At 72.6% G+C, this 16715-nt stretch carries 13 protein-coding genes and 1 tRNA gene; 9 read left to right on the top strand and 5 right to left on the bottom strand.

Translation table 11 applies throughout. From position 1 onward, the window contains the following. Nucleotides 1-2: 2 nt before the first annotated feature. The 3 genes from ACZ7MG_RS19395 (at nt 3) to ACZ7MG_RS19385 (ending at nt 2465) form a co-directional block, all read left to right on the top strand. Complete coding sequence (locus tag ACZ7MG_RS19395; RefSeq protein ID WP_471393901.1) at nt 3-635, top strand: GNAT family N-acetyltransferase; 633 nt, start codon at nt 3-5, stop codon at nt 633-635. Between the two features lie 233 nt (nt 636-868). Next, nucleotides 869-2254: a divisome protein SepX/GlpR gene (gene sepX / locus ACZ7MG_RS19390; protein WP_471393753.1), complete on the top strand. Its 1386-nt coding sequence runs from the start codon at nt 869-871 to the stop codon at nt 2252-2254. Nucleotides 2255-2391: 137 nt separating this feature from the next. Then, nucleotides 2392-2465, top strand: a tRNA-Ala gene (locus ACZ7MG_RS19385). Between the two features lie 53 nt (nt 2466-2518). Here the strand turns inward: ACZ7MG_RS19385 and ACZ7MG_RS19380 are convergent. After that, nucleotides 2519-2890: a hypothetical protein gene (locus tag ACZ7MG_RS19380; RefSeq protein ID WP_471393756.1), complete on the bottom strand. Its 372-nt coding sequence runs from the start codon at nt 2888-2890 to the stop codon at nt 2519-2521. Nucleotides 2891-2979: 89 nt separating this feature from the next. Then, on the bottom strand, nt 2980-3462 hold the full coding sequence (locus ACZ7MG_RS19375) for a GNAT family N-acetyltransferase (protein WP_471393759.1): 483 nt from the start codon (nt 3460-3462) through the stop codon (nt 2980-2982). Nucleotides 3463-3511: 49 nt separating this feature from the next. Between ACZ7MG_RS19375 and ACZ7MG_RS19370 the strand changes: the two genes are divergently transcribed. Together ACZ7MG_RS19370 and ACZ7MG_RS19365 are read left to right on the top strand one after the other, a co-directional pair. Continuing rightward, a complete protein-coding gene (locus ACZ7MG_RS19370) occupies nt 3512-4315 on the top strand; it encodes an exodeoxyribonuclease III (protein WP_471393761.1) in 804 nt (267 codons plus the stop codon). A gap of 194 nt (nt 4316-4509) precedes the next feature. Next, nucleotides 4510-6729, top strand: coding sequence for an ATP-binding protein (locus ACZ7MG_RS19365; protein WP_471393763.1), 2220 nt, complete (start codon nt 4510-4512; stop codon nt 6727-6729). A 225-nt stretch (nt 6730-6954) separates the two neighbouring features. Here the strand turns inward: ACZ7MG_RS19365 and ACZ7MG_RS19360 are convergent, their stop codons facing one another. Both ACZ7MG_RS19360 and ACZ7MG_RS19355 read right to left on the bottom strand, forming a co-directional pair. After that, complete coding sequence (locus ACZ7MG_RS19360; RefSeq protein ID WP_471393765.1) at nt 6955-7344, bottom strand: hypothetical protein; 390 nt, start codon at nt 7342-7344, stop codon at nt 6955-6957. Then, nucleotides 7341-8603: a hypothetical protein gene (locus ACZ7MG_RS19355; protein WP_471393768.1), complete on the bottom strand. Its 1263-nt coding sequence runs from the start codon at nt 8601-8603 to the stop codon at nt 7341-7343. The genes ACZ7MG_RS19360 and ACZ7MG_RS19355 overlap by 4 nt, the downstream gene beginning before the upstream one ends. A gap of 322 nt (nt 8604-8925) precedes the next feature. Here ACZ7MG_RS19355 and ACZ7MG_RS19350 point away from each other — a divergent pair, with 322 nt between their 5' ends. Continuing rightward, the gene (locus ACZ7MG_RS19350; RefSeq protein WP_471946147.1) at nt 8926-12168 is read left to right on the top strand and encodes an AfsR/SARP family transcriptional regulator; all 3243 of its coding nucleotides are present in this window, start codon (nt 8926-8928) and stop codon (nt 12166-12168) included. A gap of 223 nt (nt 12169-12391) precedes the next feature. Here the strand turns inward: ACZ7MG_RS19350 and ACZ7MG_RS19345 are convergent, their stop codons facing one another. Further along, a complete protein-coding gene (locus ACZ7MG_RS19345; protein WP_471393905.1) occupies nt 12392-13024 on the bottom strand; it encodes a MerR family transcriptional regulator in 633 nt (210 codons plus the stop codon). Between the two features lie 237 nt (nt 13025-13261). Here ACZ7MG_RS19345 and ACZ7MG_RS19340 point away from each other — a divergent pair, with 237 nt between their 5' ends. Genes ACZ7MG_RS19340 through ACZ7MG_RS19330 form a run of 3 tightly spaced genes read left to right on the top strand, consistent with a single transcriptional unit; the run spans nt 13262 to nt 16664 of the window. Continuing rightward, on the top strand, nt 13262-14845 hold the full coding sequence (locus tag ACZ7MG_RS19340; RefSeq protein WP_471393770.1) for a flavin-containing monooxygenase: 1584 nt from the start codon (nt 13262-13264) through the stop codon (nt 14843-14845). Further along, complete coding sequence (locus tag ACZ7MG_RS19335; RefSeq protein ID WP_471393773.1) at nt 14842-15777, top strand: alpha/beta fold hydrolase; 936 nt, start codon at nt 14842-14844, stop codon at nt 15775-15777. The genes ACZ7MG_RS19340 and ACZ7MG_RS19335 overlap by 4 nt, the downstream gene beginning before the upstream one ends. After that, a complete protein-coding gene (locus ACZ7MG_RS19330) occupies nt 15774-16664 on the top strand; it encodes an SDR family oxidoreductase (protein WP_471393776.1) in 891 nt (296 codons plus the stop codon). Before ACZ7MG_RS19335 ends, ACZ7MG_RS19330 begins: the two co-directional genes overlap by 4 nt. The last annotated feature ends 51 nt before the right edge of the window (nt 16665-16715 follow it).

Genomic DNA, 16715 nt, shown 5'->3' with positions numbered 1-16715 from the left:
TGGTGGACGGCGACGTCGTCCTCCGGCCCATAAAGATGCGTGACCAGCGGGTCTGGCGCGAGGTCAACCGGCGCAACCGGGACTGGCTGCGGCCCTGGGAGGCGACCATTCCGCCGCCCACGCCCAGCGGCCCCATCGCCCACCGGCCGACGTACCGTCAGATGGTCCGCCATCTGCGGGCGGAGGCGAACGCGGGCCGGATGCTGCCGTTCGTGATCGAGTACCAGGGGCGGCTGGTCGGGCAGTTGACGGTCGCCGGGATCACCTGGGGGTCCATGTGCTCCGGGCATGTCGGCTACTGGGTCGACGAGTCGGTGGCCGGGCGGGGCGTGATGCCGACGGCGGTCGCGCTCGTCGTGGACCACTGCTTCCGGACCGTCGGACTGCACCGCATCGAGGTCTGTATTCGGCCCGAGAATCGGCCCAGCCGACGGGTCGTGGAGAAACTCGGATTCCGCGAGGAAGGCATTCGTCCACGATATCTTCACATCGACGGCGCCTGGCGTGACCATCTCGTCTTCGCGCTCACCGCGGAAGAGGTCCCCGAGGGCCTGCTCGGCCGCTGGCAGCGGGAACGGGCCCGGAAGGCGCGGAACGCGGGCTCCGACGCGGGGAAGCCCGGACAACCCCAATAAATGAAATACGTGTTCGAAAAAAATGCCCGAACGGCGATCCGGTGAGGATCGGAACGCGATCGGCTTGAACGAGTCGGGACGTTCTCGGCGCGTTCTCGACACGTTAATTTCGCGCTCTCGGCGGCCTGCTGATCGGATCGGTCACAAAAAAAGCTCGAAATATCAGCCAGATCGTGCGACACACCGGCCCAATTGGCAGATGGCCTCACGCAAACCCCTCTACCGTGTGAGGCGTGAGCAGCAGCGGCCTCATCTACGCAGTCATCGTCGGGGCCTGGGCCGCCTACTTGGTGCCGATGTGGCTCCGTAGGCAGGACGAGCTGAACGAAGCCCGTCCGACGGAACGCTTCAGCACCGCCATCCGGCTGCTTTCCGGCCGGGCGGGGATGGAGCGCCGATACGCCAAGGACCTGCGTGCGCGCTCCACCGACGAGGGGGAGCCCAGCGCCGAACCGGACGGCGTCACCGATTCGGTGGACGTCCGGGCCTTCGCCATGCCCCCGCACCGGGAGCACACGAGGGCACAACTCCCGGTGGAGCGGGGTGAGTCACCGCAGCAGGGCCGGCAGCCGCAGGCCCAGGCCCAGGCTCAGGCGAAGCAGGTGCCTCAGCAGGGCGACGCTCCGTCGGCGCAGAAGCAGCAGCAGATGCAGCAGAAGCAGCAGGGGGCGGCCCAAGTGCCCGCTCCCGCGCGGGCGAAGCGTCCGGGCAAGCAGACCGCGGGCGGCGCGCGCCGGGACGACTCGGCGGAGGCCAAGGCGCGGGCCCAGCGCTTGAAGGTGCTCGCGCGCCGACGGCGTACGACCGTGATGCTCTTCCTCGCCTTCACGCTCGGCGCGGTCGTCGCGGCGGTCGGGGGACTCGCCTTCCTGTGGGCGCCGGCTGTACCGGCGGCGCTGCTGAGCACCTACATCGCGCATCTGCGCCGCCAGGAGCGGAAGCGCTTCGCGTACACGATGGACCGGCGGCAGGCCGAGGTGGCGGCGCAGCGACTGCGGGAGCGGCAGCCCCAGCGGCGGCGCCCGGCACCGGACCCGGTGGACACCGACGAGCCGGAGGACGGACCCGAGAACGAGGAGAACCGGGCCGAGCTGACCGCGCTCGCGGCCGACCGCCGGGCCCTCGTCGAGCAGACCGACCACGCCGAGTGGGTCGACCAGCAGCGGGAGCGCCAGCGGCGGCCCGGCCAGGGCGACAGCTGGGACCCGGTCCCCGTGCCGCTCCCGACGTACGTCACCGCGCCGGTCGCGCCTCGGGCCACCTCCGGGGTCGACCTCGGCGCCCCGGACGCGTGGAGCAGCGCGCGCTCCAGCGCGGCCGACCCGCACGGCTCGTCGGGCGCGCCCTCGGCCGCCGCGGGGGGCGCGCATGCCTCCGCGAGCGCCTCGGCGGGTTCTCCCGCGAACGCCTCCGCGAACTCCGGGCGGGAGTCGGAGGGGGAGCGCGGTGGTGAGGCGTGCGTGGACGACGCGGGCGCCGGTGACTCGGCCGAGGCTCCCGCCGGCGGCCGTTCCGACGCCCGCCGGGCGGCGTCCGCGCGGCGCTCGCGCGAGCGGGGGCGCACGCCGCTCTTCGACCAGTACGAGGACGGCGACCGCCCCCGCGCGGCCAACGAGTGACCTTCGCCGCCCCGGATCCCCCACTCCGCTGACCAGCCACGAGGCCGGTCGGAAGCCGGCCGGAGATGGCCCGGAGGCCGCCCGGGAACGGATTTCCAAGCACCGCGATCGGGATGCTAGAGTTTCACTCGTTGCAAGGGCCTGTGGCGCAGTCTGGTAGCGCACCTCGTTCGCATCGAGGGGGTCTGGGGTTCAAATCCCCACAGGTCCACGCACAGATCAGAGCCCCCAGTGGTGATTACCACTGGGGGCTCTGACGTGTTGTCAGGACGTCACGGTTTCGGTGATCGCGTCGAAGTACGGCCAGCCGTCCAGTTCCACCGTGCGGGCCTCCGGGTGGAGGTCCAGGGTCGGGGCGGCGTCCAGGAGGCGGCGGACCGTGCCGGGCTCGTGGAGGTTGAGGTAGGTGTGGTCCGAGCGGCGGACCAGGGCGCCGGAGTCGAAGTAGCAGTTCGAGACGACGCGGTTCTCGGACGGGCTGAAGAGCAGGACCAGGCGGCGGCCCCGGGGGCCGTCGGGGTAGAGCGACAGCTTGAGGTGGCAGTGGTCGTAGGCGACCCGGGAGCGTTGGCGGACGGTCCAGTGCCAGGTGGTGTCGCCCACGACGAGACGGCGGAGGCGGGTGTTCTTCTTCACGGGCACACCGTAGGGGCCCGACACCCCGGCGGGCACCGGGATTTACCGGCGCGGGGGCGCGGGACCCGGGGTGAATCAGGGAAGCGGGGTCACGGGTGCAGCGGCTTCGCGAAGCACAGGCTCAGTTCGTGGAAGCGGTAGTAGCCGAACTTGGCGCAGGGCTCGTAGCCGCTGGAGGCGTAGAGGGACACGGCCTCGGGCTGCTTGGTGCCGGTTTCGAGGACCATGCGGGTGCGGCCGCCGGCGCGGGCGTCGGACTCCAGTTCGGCGAGTATGCGGCGGGCCAGACCCAGGCCGCGCGCCTCGGGGGTGACATACATCCGCTTGATCTCGGCGTCCCCGTCCTGGTACCCCTCGTCATTGGCGTTCTGGGAGCGCCAGCCGCCCGTGGCCAGGGGTCTGCCGTGCTCGTCGTAGGCGATCAGGTAGAGCCCCGCCGGTGGTGCGAAGTGCGCCGGGTCCATGAAGGTGGCGTCGCCGTCGTCGCCGTAGCGGACGCTGTACTCGGCCTGGACCTCGTCGTTCAGCTTGACGGCGTCGGGGTGGTCGAAGGTCACGCGACGGATAATCATGTTGTGCATCGTACATCTATGCATGTGCGAGGGCGGGTATCGTGCCCGGGTGCTGACTGTGACCTCTGTGAATGTGAACGGGCTGCGGGCCGCGGCGAAGAAGGGCTTCGTGGAGTGGCTCGCCGGGACCTCTGCGGACGTGGTGTGCCTCCAGGAGGTGCGGGCCGAGCCGGAGCAGCTTCCTGAGGAGGTGCGGCGGCCCGAGGGGTGGCACGTCGTGCACGCCCCGGCCGCCGCCAAGGGGCGCGCGGGGGTGTCGCTCTACAGCCGCCGTGAACCCGACCGGGTCCGGATCGGGTTCGGGTCGGCCGAGTTCGACGGGAGCGGGCGGTACGTCGAGGCCGACCTGCCCGGTGTCACCGTCGCCAGCCTCTACCTGCCCTCCGGGGAGGTCGGGACCGAGCGGCAGGACGAGAAGGTGCGGTTCATGGACGAGTTCCTGCCCTATCTGAAGGACCTGCGGGAACGGGCCGCCGCCGATGGGCGCGAGGTCGTGGTGTGCGGCGACTGGAACATCGCCCACCAGCGGGCCGACCTCAAGAACTGGCGGGCGAACCAGAAGAACTCCGGGTTCCTGCCGGAGGAGCGGGAGTGGCTGGGGCGGGTCCTCGACGAGGGCGACGGCGCGTACGTCGACGTGCTGCGCGCCCTGCATCCGGACGTGGAGGGGCCGTACACCTGGTGGTCCTACCGGGGGCGGGCCTTCGACAACGACAGCGGATGGCGCATCGATTATCAGATGACCACCGCCGGGCTCGCCGGCAAGGCGGTCAAGGGGTTCGTGGAGCGCGCCGCGACCCACGCCGAGCGGTGGTCGGACCATGCGCCGGTGACGGTGGTCTACGACCTCTGAGGCGGCCCCGGGCCCCGGCCGGCGATCGGCGGCGCAGGTCTTTGACACTCTGTGCCGCACTGCACCGGTTGTTCGATTGCTGTGCGGAAATACTCATCCTCAGAGGGCGGTGCTCACCGGTCGGAGGGGGAGACGTGCGGGGGCAGGGGCCAGGCGGTCACAACGAGCTGAGCGGCGTCGTGCACGGTCCCAGCGTGCAGGCCGCCGTCGTGTACGGCGGGGTCCAGGTCCGCACCGGTGACGCGGTCGCGGCAGGGCCGCGCACCGCGGTGCCGTGGCAACTGCCGCCCGCGGTCCCCCTCACCGCCCGCACGGCCGAGGTCGAGCGGCTGGAACACCACCGCCTCTCCGTCTCCCGCAGGGGCCACCCCGTCCTCGCCGCGGTGAGCGGACTGGGCGGGGTGGGAAAGACCGCCCTCACCCTCTCCTGGCTGCACGGACTGCGATCCGACTTCCCGGACGGCCAGTTGTACGTGGACCTGGGCGCCCAGTCGCCGTCCGGGCCGGCCGATCCCGCCGAGGTGCTGAGCGGATTCCTGCGCGGTCTGGGTGTGCCGCCGCGGCAGGTGCCCCACGGCCCGGAGGAACGGGCGGCGCTGTACCGGTCGTTGACCGCCGAGCGCGCGCTCGTGGTCCTCCTCGACGACGCGGCGACGGCGGCGCAGGTACGGCCGCTGCTGCCGGGCGGCCGCAACCTCACCCTCGTGACCAGCCGGCGGCGGATGTCCGGCCTGGCCCTCGAAGGCTGCTACCAGCTGCAGTTGGAGCCCCTCACGCCGGAAGCGGCGCTGGAACTCCTCGCGGCGACCCTCGGCGACGACCGGGTGGCGACCCAGACCGACGACGCCCGGGCCCTCGTCCGGCTGTGCGCCGGGCTGCCGCTCGCCGTGCGCGTCGCGGGCGCGCGGCTCGCCGCTCGGCCGGGCAGGCGGATCGGCGCGATGGTGCGGGCCCTCGCCGCGGAGCGGGGGAGACTCGACGGGCTCGCGATCGAGGGCGATCACGGTGTGCGGGCCGCGCTGGATCTGTCGTACCGGGGCCTGCCCGAGACATCGGCCCGGCTCTACCGGTTGCTCGGAGTGCATCCCGGCCGGGAGTTCCAGAGCGTGGTCGCGACGGCGGTGCTGGCGCGCGGGCCCGCTGCCGGCGGAGTCGCTGCCGGCGGGCCCGGTGCCGGTGGGGCGGGTGCCGGTGGGTCCGACGTCGGCGGGCCGGGGCCCGTAGGTGCCGCTGGGCCGCCCGGTGCGGAGCGTGCGTTGGACAACCTGTACGACGCCAATCTGCTGATCGACGCGGGTGAGGACCGCTACCGCTTCCACGACCTGGTCCGGCTGCACGCGGCCGAGAAGGCCGCGCAGGACGAGTCCGCGACGGAACGGGCGGCCGCGTTCCGCCGTCTCGCGGACCACTATCTGGCCACCGCGACCCGGGCGGAGAAGGCCGTCGAGCCGTACCACCCCTTACGGGAGCGGTCCTACGGCCCCGGTCCGGTGGTCGAGGCGGACCCCGGATCCGGGCCACGGGCCGCGCTGGACTGGCTGGAGCGGGAACTGCCCCAGCTGATGGCGGTGGTCCGCCGTGCCAGGGCGGCGGGCGCGGCGGAGGCCTGCTGGCAGCTCGCCGATGCCATGGGGCCGCTCTTCGTCCGGCGCAAGCACTACGACGAGTGGCTCGCCGCGTACGAGGAGGGGCTGGCGGCGGCGCGCGAGGTGGGCGACGTCCAGGCCGCGTGCCGGATGCTGACGTCGGGCGGCCAGGGCGCGCTGGGGCGTGGCGGGCACGGGCGGGCGCTGGAGATGTTCGAGGAGGCGGCCGGGCTCTTCGCCTCCATCGGGGACATGCTCGGCCACGCCCGTACGCTCAACTACCGGGGGCTGGCCCACCAGCGGCTGGGGCAACTGGACGAAGCGGCCGCCCTGTTCGCCCGCGCGGCCGTCGAACTGCCCCGGCACGGGGACGAACGCGCGGGCGGGCTCGCCCGGCTCAACGCCGCCGACGTCGACCTCGACCTCGGCCGTCCGGAGCGGGCCGCCGAATCGGCCGCGGCGGCACGGGAGACGTTGCTGGCCGTGGACGACCCCTACAACGCCGCGCGTGCCGCCACGCTGCTGGGCCGCTCGGCCCTGCTGCGGGGCGGGCTCGACGAGGCGGAACGCCTGCTCTCCGGAGCACTCGCCGATCTCGGTGCCGTGGGGGCGGACTCCGAGACCGCCCGGGTGCTCGGTGCGCTGGGCGAGGTCGCCGAGCGCTGCGGCGAGCGCGCCCTCGCCCGGGAGCGCTACGGCCGGGCGCTCGCGCTGGCCACCGCGGCGAACCAGCCGGGGCAGGCCGATGAACTGCGCGAGCGGTTACGGCTGTTGGCCGATGCCGATGCCGATGCCGATGCCGATGCCGATGCCGATGCCGATGCCTAGGGCGACAGCGATTGTTTGGGCTGATGTTGACGACGGTGCCGATGCCTAGGTCCACACCGACACCGAGATGCCTGGGCCGATGTCGACGGCGGCGGATGGCCGGGGCGCGCGGTGGGGCGTGGTGCGCCGGGGGTTCCGGACCGCCGTGGCCGCCGGCGGTCTTCGGTGTCGATGGCTGATGCCGCTCCGGCGGGGGCCGCGGCCCGGTGGTCCGGCGTACGCCGTTCATCGGGTGCGTGTCACCAGCCAGGTGTGGGCCAGGGACGCCCAGACCGGCCAGGGGTGCAGGGCCGCGTGGTGTTCGGTGAGGCGCAGTCGTAGCGGGACGCGGCCGTGGGGGCCCACGCGCAGCCAGCATCTCCCGGCCCCCGAGGGGCCCGTGTGCACCGCCACCACCGCCGTGCCCGGGTGGGCGGCGGCCAGCGCGTCGGCCGCGCCGTCTCCCGATCCGGGTGCCACCAGTACATCGGCGAGGGCGGGCCAGGGCCATGGGGCGGGCAGTTCCACTCGCAGGTGTTCGTCGACGAGCGGGGGGCGGTCGGCCGGTCCGGGAGGAGCGAACCGGACGTAGTGGCCCCACGGGCTCGGCGGTGCCTCTTCGCCCGCTCTGTTCACGATCCGGCTCCGCCCGGCTCGCCGTAGCGGACCAGGACCGGCGGCGGTGCCGCCTCCGCGGCGGGGCGGGCGACCGGGGCGCGCAGACGCAGCTTCCGGTAGAGCAGGGTGCGCATCCGCCGGGCGAACCGGCCCGGTTCCGAACTGATCCGGGCCGCGACCCGCGCGTACCGGTCCGGGCGGTGGGCGACGGAGCTCTGCCGCAGCTGGCGGAGCAGCGGCCGGTCCGTGTCGATCCACGGCACCAGCGAGCGCAGTTCGGCCATGGGCGAGGAGGGGTCGAGGTCGGTGTCCGGTGAACCCGAGGTCAGGAGACGGGCGCCGGTCATCGTCCCGTACAGCGACACAGAGCCGTGGTCCCCGACGATGAAGTCGGCCGCGACCACGGCGCCGCACCACTCCGCGTGCTGGCTGACCAGGCCGATGCCGCAGCGGCTGAGGCCGGCGAACGCGCTGCGGATGTGCCATTCGCTGTGGGCGTTCCAGACGTTCGAGTGCAGCATGACGACGATGCGGAAGTCCTCCCGGGGGAGCTGGTCGGCCAGGTGTTCCAGGAGGTCCCAGTGGCGTCCGAGCAGAGACTCGGGGCCCCAGGTCGAGCAGACGAGGACGAGTTCCTGCCAGGGCGCCGCGCCCAGCGCGCGCCGGTACAGGTCGCGGGCGGGCAGGCTCGCCGCGACGCGGTCGTAGCAGGGGTCCCCGACCACCTCGGCCACGGGCAGGGCCTCGGGGCACGCCCGGCCGAGGCGGGTGCGGTCGTCCTCGTGGGCCAGGACGATCGCGGCGGGCACCACCACACCGTCGCGGACCAGCCACTGCCGGCCCAGTCCGTAGACCTCGGGCGCGGCGGGGAGCCGGCCGCGACGGTCGTCGGGCACGGAGACACGCTTGTTGTACGAGGCGCCGTGCGGCAGCACGATCACCGGGACGTTCAGTTCGTGCAGGCTTCCGTAGCTCGCGGTCAGCGCGAGGTCGAAGCGGGTGTGCACCGCCTGGCCCCAGGGCACGACCAGGGCCCTGGTGTTCTCCAGGAACTCGTCGACGCCGTGGTTGAAGACGTCCCCGGCCACCGTGAAGAGCACCTGGACCCGCGGGTCCCCTTCCAGCAGGCGGACGGCGTCCAGCAGCCGGCGGGCGGAGGTCACGGTGTGGACCACCGCGAGCACCCGCTTGCGGATGCGGAAGGTCGCCCAGCGTTCGACATCCAGACGCAAGGGCACGGCAGGGCGCCGGTCGGCGTCCGGCATCAGCAGGCTCATCTGAACTCCCCCGTGAATCACCAGAGTTGAGGTGCGGCCCGGCGGTTGGTCCGGCGCCGCTGTCCTGGGTCTCCCCGGTCGGTTGGACGGCCGGCTTGCAGAAAACTTGCACCTCGGGAGCGCGGGTCCCTCAGCCCGCCCCGTGCGCCCCTTCACGCGACTGTGCGCCCTGCCTTGCACCTCTGTTCCGTCCGGCGCGGTGGCGACAGTGAGACACGAGGTGGACAGATGTGCGATCCGCCGGCCGCCCGTGCGGAGACCGCCGGCGCGAGGACAGCACGACCGCGACACACGCCTGGACGAAGCGAACCACCTGGGGGAAGTGGTGCACCTTCTTGCGCTCGGGCCGCTCGAACTGTGGCACGGGGGACGGCAGTACCCGCTCGGATCTCTGAAGGAGCGCCGGGTGCTCGCGGTCCTGCTGTACGCCCAGGGGGATCCCGTCGCCGTCGACACGCTCGTCGAACGGGTCTGGGACGACGACGAGGTACCCGTGACCGCCGTGGAGACGCTGCACACCTATCTTTCCCGGCTGCGCACCCGGCTGCGGCGCGCCGTCGGTGATCTGGCGGTGCTGGAGCGTCCGTCCCCGCGCCGCTACCGGCTGCGCGTGCGGCACGCGGACGACGTGGACTTCGTACGGCTGCAGCGGTTGCGTGGCGAGGCCCGGGCGGCGGCCGGGCGGGGGGACCGGGAGTACGCCGTCGGGCTGCTGCACACCGCCGCGTCGCTGTGGCGGGGGGAGCCGTTCGCCGAGTTCACCGGCGACTGGGCCGCCTCCGCCCGGGCGCGGCTGACCGAGGACCACCGGCGGGTGCGTGAGGAACGTATCCGGCTGGAACTGGAGCTGGGCCGGCACGCCGACCTCCTCGGCGAACTCCACGAACTGGTCTCCCTGAACCCGCTGGCCCAACAGGCGGTCACCGCCCTGATGCTGGCCCTGTACCGGTCCGGCCGGGACGGCGAGGCGCTGGCCCTGTACCGCACCACGCGCCACCGGCTGAACGAGGAACTCGGCATCGACCCCGGCACCGAACTCCAGGAGCTGCAGCGGCGGATCCTCGGCCAGGACCCCGCCCTGCGCGAACTCCACGTGGCGGAGGCCGAGCCCGGGACGGGCGGTCGGGGCGAGGGAGCCTCGCGGGCGGCGGACCGTGCGGCCGGGCATCCGGGCAGCAGCCTGCCGCGTGACACCAGGGACTTCACCGGGCGCACGAGCGAGCTGGGCATCCTGCTCGCCGACCACGGAACCGACGGACACAGACCCGACGGACACGGACCCGACGGCCACGGGACGGCGCTGCCGGTCACGGTCGTGCACGGCATGCCAGGCGTCGGCAAGTCCGCGCTGATTCTGCATGCCTCGCACCGGATGCGCGAGCGCTACCCGGACGGCCAGTTCTACGTGGACCTGCGCGCCTACAGCGACCAGCCGCCCTACGATCCCGCGGACGCTCTGGCGTTCCTGCTGCACACCGTCGGAGTGCCCGACCCGCTGCCCGTCACCCTGGACGAGCGGACTGCCCGCTGGCGGGAGTGGACGGCCCGGCACCGGGTGCTGGTGGTGCTCGACAACGCCCGGGACGCCGAGCAGATCCGCCCGCTGCTGCCCGGCTCGCCGGACTGCCGCGCGATCGTCGCCAGCCGTAACCGGCTCACCGAACTGGACGGCGCCACATCGCTCTCGCTGGACGTGCTGTCCGTGTCCGAGGCGGGTGCGCTCTTCGCCCGGATCGCGGGGGCGGCCCGGGTCTCCGACACCGCCGCCCTGCGTCGGGTCGTGGAGCTGTGCGGTCGCCATCCGCTCACGCTGTCCCTGCACGCGAGCCGGTTCCGGCACCGGGACACCTGGGACCTGGAGTACGTCGCGGACCGGCTGGACGGGGCGGGCGACCGGCTGGAGGAGTTCGACGAGCGGGTCGCCGCCGCCCTGGAGATGTCCTGCGCCGATCTGGACGCGCCGGCGCGCGGGCTGTTCCGCCGGCTCGCGCTGCATCCGGGCCCCGACATCACCCTGGAGGCGGCGATGGCGCTGTCCGGTGACGTCGAGCCGGGCGCGGTGCGCCGCGCGGCCGAATCCCTGCTGGACCGCCATCTGCTGGACGAGCCCGTCCGGGACCGCTATCAACTCCACGATCTGGCCCGCGTGTTCGGCGTTCGCCTCGGTCGCCGTGAGGACCCGCGGACCGAGCGGCGCGCGGCGCTGCGGCGGCTGTTGTCGTACTACCTCACGGCCGCCGACCGGGCGGACCGGCTCGCCCACCCGCGGCGCCGCAGACGACCGGTCCCGACGGAGCTGGTCGCACCGATCGCGCCCGGTTTCGCCGCGGGGCCGCACATCGAGCCCGCCGCCGACGAGGCGTCGGTGTGGCTGACCGTGGAGCGGGCCAACCTGCTGGCGGTGGCGCGTACGGCCGCGGCGGAGTTCCCCGAGTTCGCCGCTCTGTTCCCGCACGTCCTCGCGCACTCCCTGCAACGCTGGGGCACGCACGACATCACCGCCGAACTGCAGGCCGCCGCGCTGACCGCGCTGCGCTCGGGCGAGGACCGGCCGGCCCTCGCCCGGACCCTGGTGGAGCGGGCGAGCGTCCTGGCCCGGGAGAACCACAGCACGGCGCTCGACTCCGCGACCGAGGCGCTGACGCTGTTCGAGGAACTCGGTGATCCCCGGGGCCGGGCCGACGCGCTGCTGGAGATCGGCCGTGCCCATCTCGGGGCGGGCCGCGGCGAGGCGTGTCTGCGGGAACTCGACCGGTGCCTCGTGCTCTACCGCGCGGTCGACGACCGGCACGGCATCGCCGCGACCCTCAACGTGCAGGGCACGGCGCGGGTGCACCGGGCGGAGTACGCCGAGGCGACGCACTGCTTCCGCACGATGCTCGGCATCAACCGTGAGCTGCGTGACCGTCACGGTGAGGCCGTCGCCTGGAACAACCTGGGGGACATCCGGCTCGCCCTGGGTCTCCCCGAGGAGGCCGGCCACCACTACGAGCACGCCTTCGTCCTGATGCGCGACATCGGAGGGAAGAAGGACCTCGCGATTCTCGACACCAATCTCGGTGCCGTGTACTCCGCCACCGGTCAGCCGGGGCGGGCGCTCGCCTGTTTCCGCCGGGCCCTGGCCAGCCACCGGGCGGCCGGGGACGCCATCGGTGAGGTCAACACCCTGATCTCGCTGGGTGAGACCTGCGCGGGTTCCGGACGTACGAAGGATGCCCTCGCCCACTTCGGTGCGGCGGAGAAGGTCGCCCGTCGTATCGACAATTCGTACGAGCGGCAGAGAGCGCTTCTCGGAATTGCTGACACGTATTACCGGGAGAGGCGGTGGGGCATCTCGCTGGAGACCTATCGGAAGGCGCTTTCTATCGCGCACGAGCACGGTTATTCGCTGTGCTCGGCGCGGGCGCTGGCCGGTATTTCCCGGGTGGGTCTGCGAATGCACGACATTCCGTCCGCCCGAGCCCACGCGGAGCGCGCGCTGGCCATGTACCGGAGGCTCGGGGCGGACGGGGAGGCGGCTGAACTGGGCCGCTTGTTCGACGACTGGGGGGCTACCGGCTCGTGAGGGCCGGTGGGGTCACCAGATGCACTCGGCGCTTGCGGCGGTCATGTTCATGACCGTAATAGCGGCGGTGGCGAGAAGGATGGAAAGTGTACGCACTTTTCTCCTGGTTCGAGCGAGCGTCCTAAACTAGAGCGCCTGTGCGGCTCATTGCGGGAGAGATTAGCGCACATGAGTGGTTTGGCTGAACGGATGTAGCTCGAACGGGTGAATTTTATGTCGGCCGTTAGTCGCTCGTCGACTCACGCAGTCGCCGGTCCAAGGCCAGAGAAAGTTCCGCTTCGGCCACGCTCTTCGCCAGGGGCCGTAGGCGGGCGAGGTCTTCGGGGGTGTGGTTGGGCTGGGTGAGGATGAGGTCGGTGAAGAGGGTGGCGAGGGCTTCGGCGTGTTCGCGGACGCGGCGGCCGGCGGTGAGGACGTCGGTGAGGGGGACGCCCTCGCGGACCAGGGCGGCCGAGACTTCCAGGAGACGGCGGCTGATGTGGACGATCTCGCCGCCGTCGGTGCCGAGGTAGCCGAGTTCGAGGGCGGTGGCGAGGTTCTCCGAGGTGGCCTGGTCGCCGAAGTGGTCGGCCAGTTCCTCGGGGGTGAGGCGGACCGGGATCTCCTCGGTGGGGGCGCCGACGCCCAGCAGGTCGCCCACGTCGCGGCCCTGGTCGAACGCCTCGGCCAGCTCCGCTATCCCGCTGAGCGTGTGGCCGCGCTCCAGCAGTGCGGCGATCGTGCGCAGCCGGGCGAGGTGGGTGTCGTCGTACCAGGCGATGCGGCCCTCGCGGCGGGGCGGCGGGATCAGTTTGCGCTCCCGGTAGAAGCGCAGGGTGCGTACGGTGATGCCGGCCTCCTCGGCCAGCTCCTCCATGCGGTACTCGTGCCGGTCGCCGTCTCGCTCGCCGTCGCGCTCGTCGTCCCGTTTGCCGTCTCGCTCGCCGTCTTCTGCCACGCGCGCAGCCTATGTCGTACCGCTGGTAACTCCAGAGTGTCGGACCCCTACCCATCGGTACGGTCCTGCCCTACGCTCCCACTGCGCCAGTGATTACTGGCGCGGACGTGAGGTGCGAACGCGGTGGGCGCACGCGATGAGGCGTGGAGGTACCGGATGGGCGAGCACAAGGGCGGGAACGAGGGCGGGGACCGGCCGCATGTGCGGGTGGCGGTGGTCGGATCCGGGTTCGGCGGGCTCGGGGCGGCCGTACGGCTGCGGCGCGAGGGGATCACCGACTTCGTCGTCCTGGAACGGGCCGGATCGGTCGGCGGCACCTGGCGGGACAACGACTATCCCGGGTGCGCCTGTGACGTGCCGTCGCATCTGTACTCGTTCTCCTTTGCGCCCAACTACGCCTGGCCGCGCGCCTTCTCGGGGCAGGAGCACATCCGGGCCTATCTGGAGCATGTGGCGGACACCTTCGGGCTGCGGCCGCACATCCGCTTCGACTCCGAGGTCGTCAGGATGGCCTGGGACGCGGAGCGGTTGTGCTGGGACATCGAGACCAGTGGTGGGGCGCTCTCCGCCGACTTCGTGGTCTCCGCGACCGGGCCGCTGTCCGACCCGAAGGTGCCGACCGAGGCCGAGTTGCCGGGGCTCGGCTCCTTCCCCGGGAAGGTGTTCCACTCCGCGCGCTGGGACCACGGGTACGACCTGCGCGGCAAGCGGGTCGCGATGATCGGGACGGGTGCCTCGGCGATCCAGATCGTGCCCGCGATCCAGCCCGAGGTCGGCCGGCTGACCCTCTTCCAGCGGACCCCGCCCTGGGTGCTGCCGCGCGTCGACCGGCCCATCAGCGGCGCCGAGCGATGGCTGCACGAGCGGCTGCCGTTCACCGCGCGGGCCCGGCGCGGACTGCTGTGGGGCGTGCGGGAGTTGCAGGTGCAGGCCTTCACCAAGCGGCCGAACCAGCTGGGGCTGGTGGAGCAGTTGGCGAAGCGGCACATGGCGCGGAGCGTCGAGGACCCGGAGCTGCGCGCCCGGCTCACCCCGGACTACCGCATCGGCTGCAAGCGCATCCTCCTCTCCAACACCTACTATCCGGCGCTCACCCGGCCCAACGTCGACGTGGTCGCCTCCGGGCTCGCCAAGGTCGACGGCTCCACGCTCGTCGCCGCCGACGGGTCCGCCGCCGAGGCCGACGCGATCGTCTTCGGCACCGGGTTCCATGTCACCGACATGCCCATCGCCGACCGGGTCGTGGGCGCCGACGGCCGGACCCTCGCCGAGGCCTGGGCGGACGGCGGCATGCGGTCGCTGCGCGGGGCGTCGGCCGCCGGGTTCCCCAACTGGATGACGATCATCGGGCCCAACACGGGCCTCGGGAACTCCAGCATGATCCTGATGATCGAGTCCCAGCTGAACTACATGGCGGACTTCGTACGGCAGTTGGGCGTGCTGGGGGGTCGAGTGGCCCTGGACGCCCGGCCCGCGGCCGTGGACGCCTGGAACGAGCGGGTGCAGAAGCGCATGGAGCGGACGGTGTGGAACACCGGGGGGTGCACGAGCTGGTATCTCGACGCGGACGGGCGCAACACGACCGTCTGGCCGGGGACCACGACCGAGTTCCGCGGTGCGACCCGGCGGGTCGATCTGAGTGAGTACACCGTCCTGCGGGTAGCCCGGCGGGATACGGAGAACAGCGGCGGGGCGACGGATATGGATCCGGACACGGAGAAGGTGGAGGCCGGGGCATGACCCGACTGACGCATGTGAAGCACGGGCCGTACGCGCCGCCCGTCGCCGTACGGGAGTTGGCGGCCGTCTCCGCCGACGGGGCGCGGCTGCACGTCGAGATCCACGGTCCGGAGGGCGCCCCCGCCGTGGTGCTCGTGCACGGCTGGACGTGTTCGACCGCGTACTGGGCGGCGCAGGTCCGGGACCTCGCCGTCGACCACCGGGTCGTCGTCTACGACCAGCGCGGGCACGGCCGCAGTCCCGCCTCCGCCCTGTGCAGCGCGGACGGCCTCGCCGACGATCTGGAGGCGGTGCTCGCGGCGACGCTCGCGCCCGGCGAGAAGGCGGTGCTGGCCGGGCACTCCATGGGCGGGATGACGCTGCTGGCCGCCGCCGGGCGGCCCCGCTTCCGGGAGCACACGGCGGCGGTCCTGCTGTGCAGCACGGGCAGTTCGCGGCTGGTCGACGAGTCATTGGTCGTGCCGCTCCGGCCGGGGCGCGTACGCACCTGGCTCACCCGGCAGGTCCTCGGCTCCCGGGCGCCGCTCGGGCCGGTCACACCGGTCGCCCGGCGGATCCTCAAGTACGCGACCATGGGCCCCGGTTCGTCACCGGTGATGGTCGAGGCCTGCGCGCGGATCGTGCACGCCTGCCCGGCCCGGGTGCGGCACGCCTGGTCGCACGTCCTCGCCACGCTCGATCTCGACCACGGCGTACGGGAGTTGACGGTGCCGGCGGCCGTCGTCGTGGGCACGGCGGACCGGATGACGCCGCCCGTGCACGCGCGGGCGCTGGCCGCCGCGCTGCCCGACTGTGTGGGGGTGAGCGAGCTGACCGGGGTCGGTCACATGGCGCCGGTGGAGGCGCCGGAGGCGGTCACCGCCCGGATACGCGGGCTGGTCACGGCACATGTACGGGTGGAGCGGGACGAGTTGGAGGAGGCGGGCGCATGAGCAGCACCCTGGAGGGGCGGGTCGCGGTCGTCACCGGGGCCGCGCGGGGCGTCGGGGAACTCCTCGCGCGCAAGCTCTCGGTGCGGGGGGTGAAGGTCGCGCTCGTCGGCCTCGAACCGGACGAGCTGAAGCGGGTGTCGGAGCGGCTGTACGGGGACTGTGCGTACTGGCACGCCGATGTCACCGACCAGGAGGCCATGACGCGGGTCGCGGGGGAGGTGAAGGAGCGGTTCGGGCGGGTCGACATCGTCGTCGCCAACGCGGGCGTCGCCAACAGCGGGCCGTTCGTGGACTCCGACCCCGACTCCTGGCGGCGGGTCATCGAGGTCAACCTCATCGGATCGGCCGTCACCGGGCGGGCGTTCCTGCCGGCGCTGATCGAGAGCCGGGGGTATCTGCTGCAGATCGCCTCCCTCGCGGCGATCACCCCGGCGCCGATGATGACGGCGTACTGCGCGTCCAAGTCGGGCGTCGAGGCGTACGCGCACTGTCTGCGGGCCGAGGTCGGGCATCAGGGGGTGGGGGTCGGGGTCGGGTATCTGTCCTGGACCGACACGGACATGGTGCGCGGGGCCGACAAGGACGAGGCGCTGCGGGAGTTGCGGGAGCGGTTGCCGTGGCCGGCCGGGAAGACGTATCCGCTGGGGCCGGCCGTGGACCGGCTCGTCGCGGGGATCGAGCGGCGATCCAGTCATGTGTACGGGCAGTGGTGGCTGCGGGGGATGCAGGGCGTGCGCGGGTATCTCCCGGGGCTCATAGGGACGTTCGCGCCGCGTGAGGTGCGGCGGATGGAGCCTCGGCTTCGGGGGGTGGCCAAGGGGTTGGTGGGGGCCGGTGGGGCGGCGGACGAGCGGACTCGGGGGGTGGGGGTGCCGGGGGCCGAATAGGCGCCGGGGGCCCAACTGGTGTGCGTCACCGAGTGTTACTGATCGAAATGC

The organism is Streptomyces sp. NPDC107538 (assembly GCF_055657445.1).
This window is presented reverse-complemented; position numbering and strand designations above follow the sequence as displayed.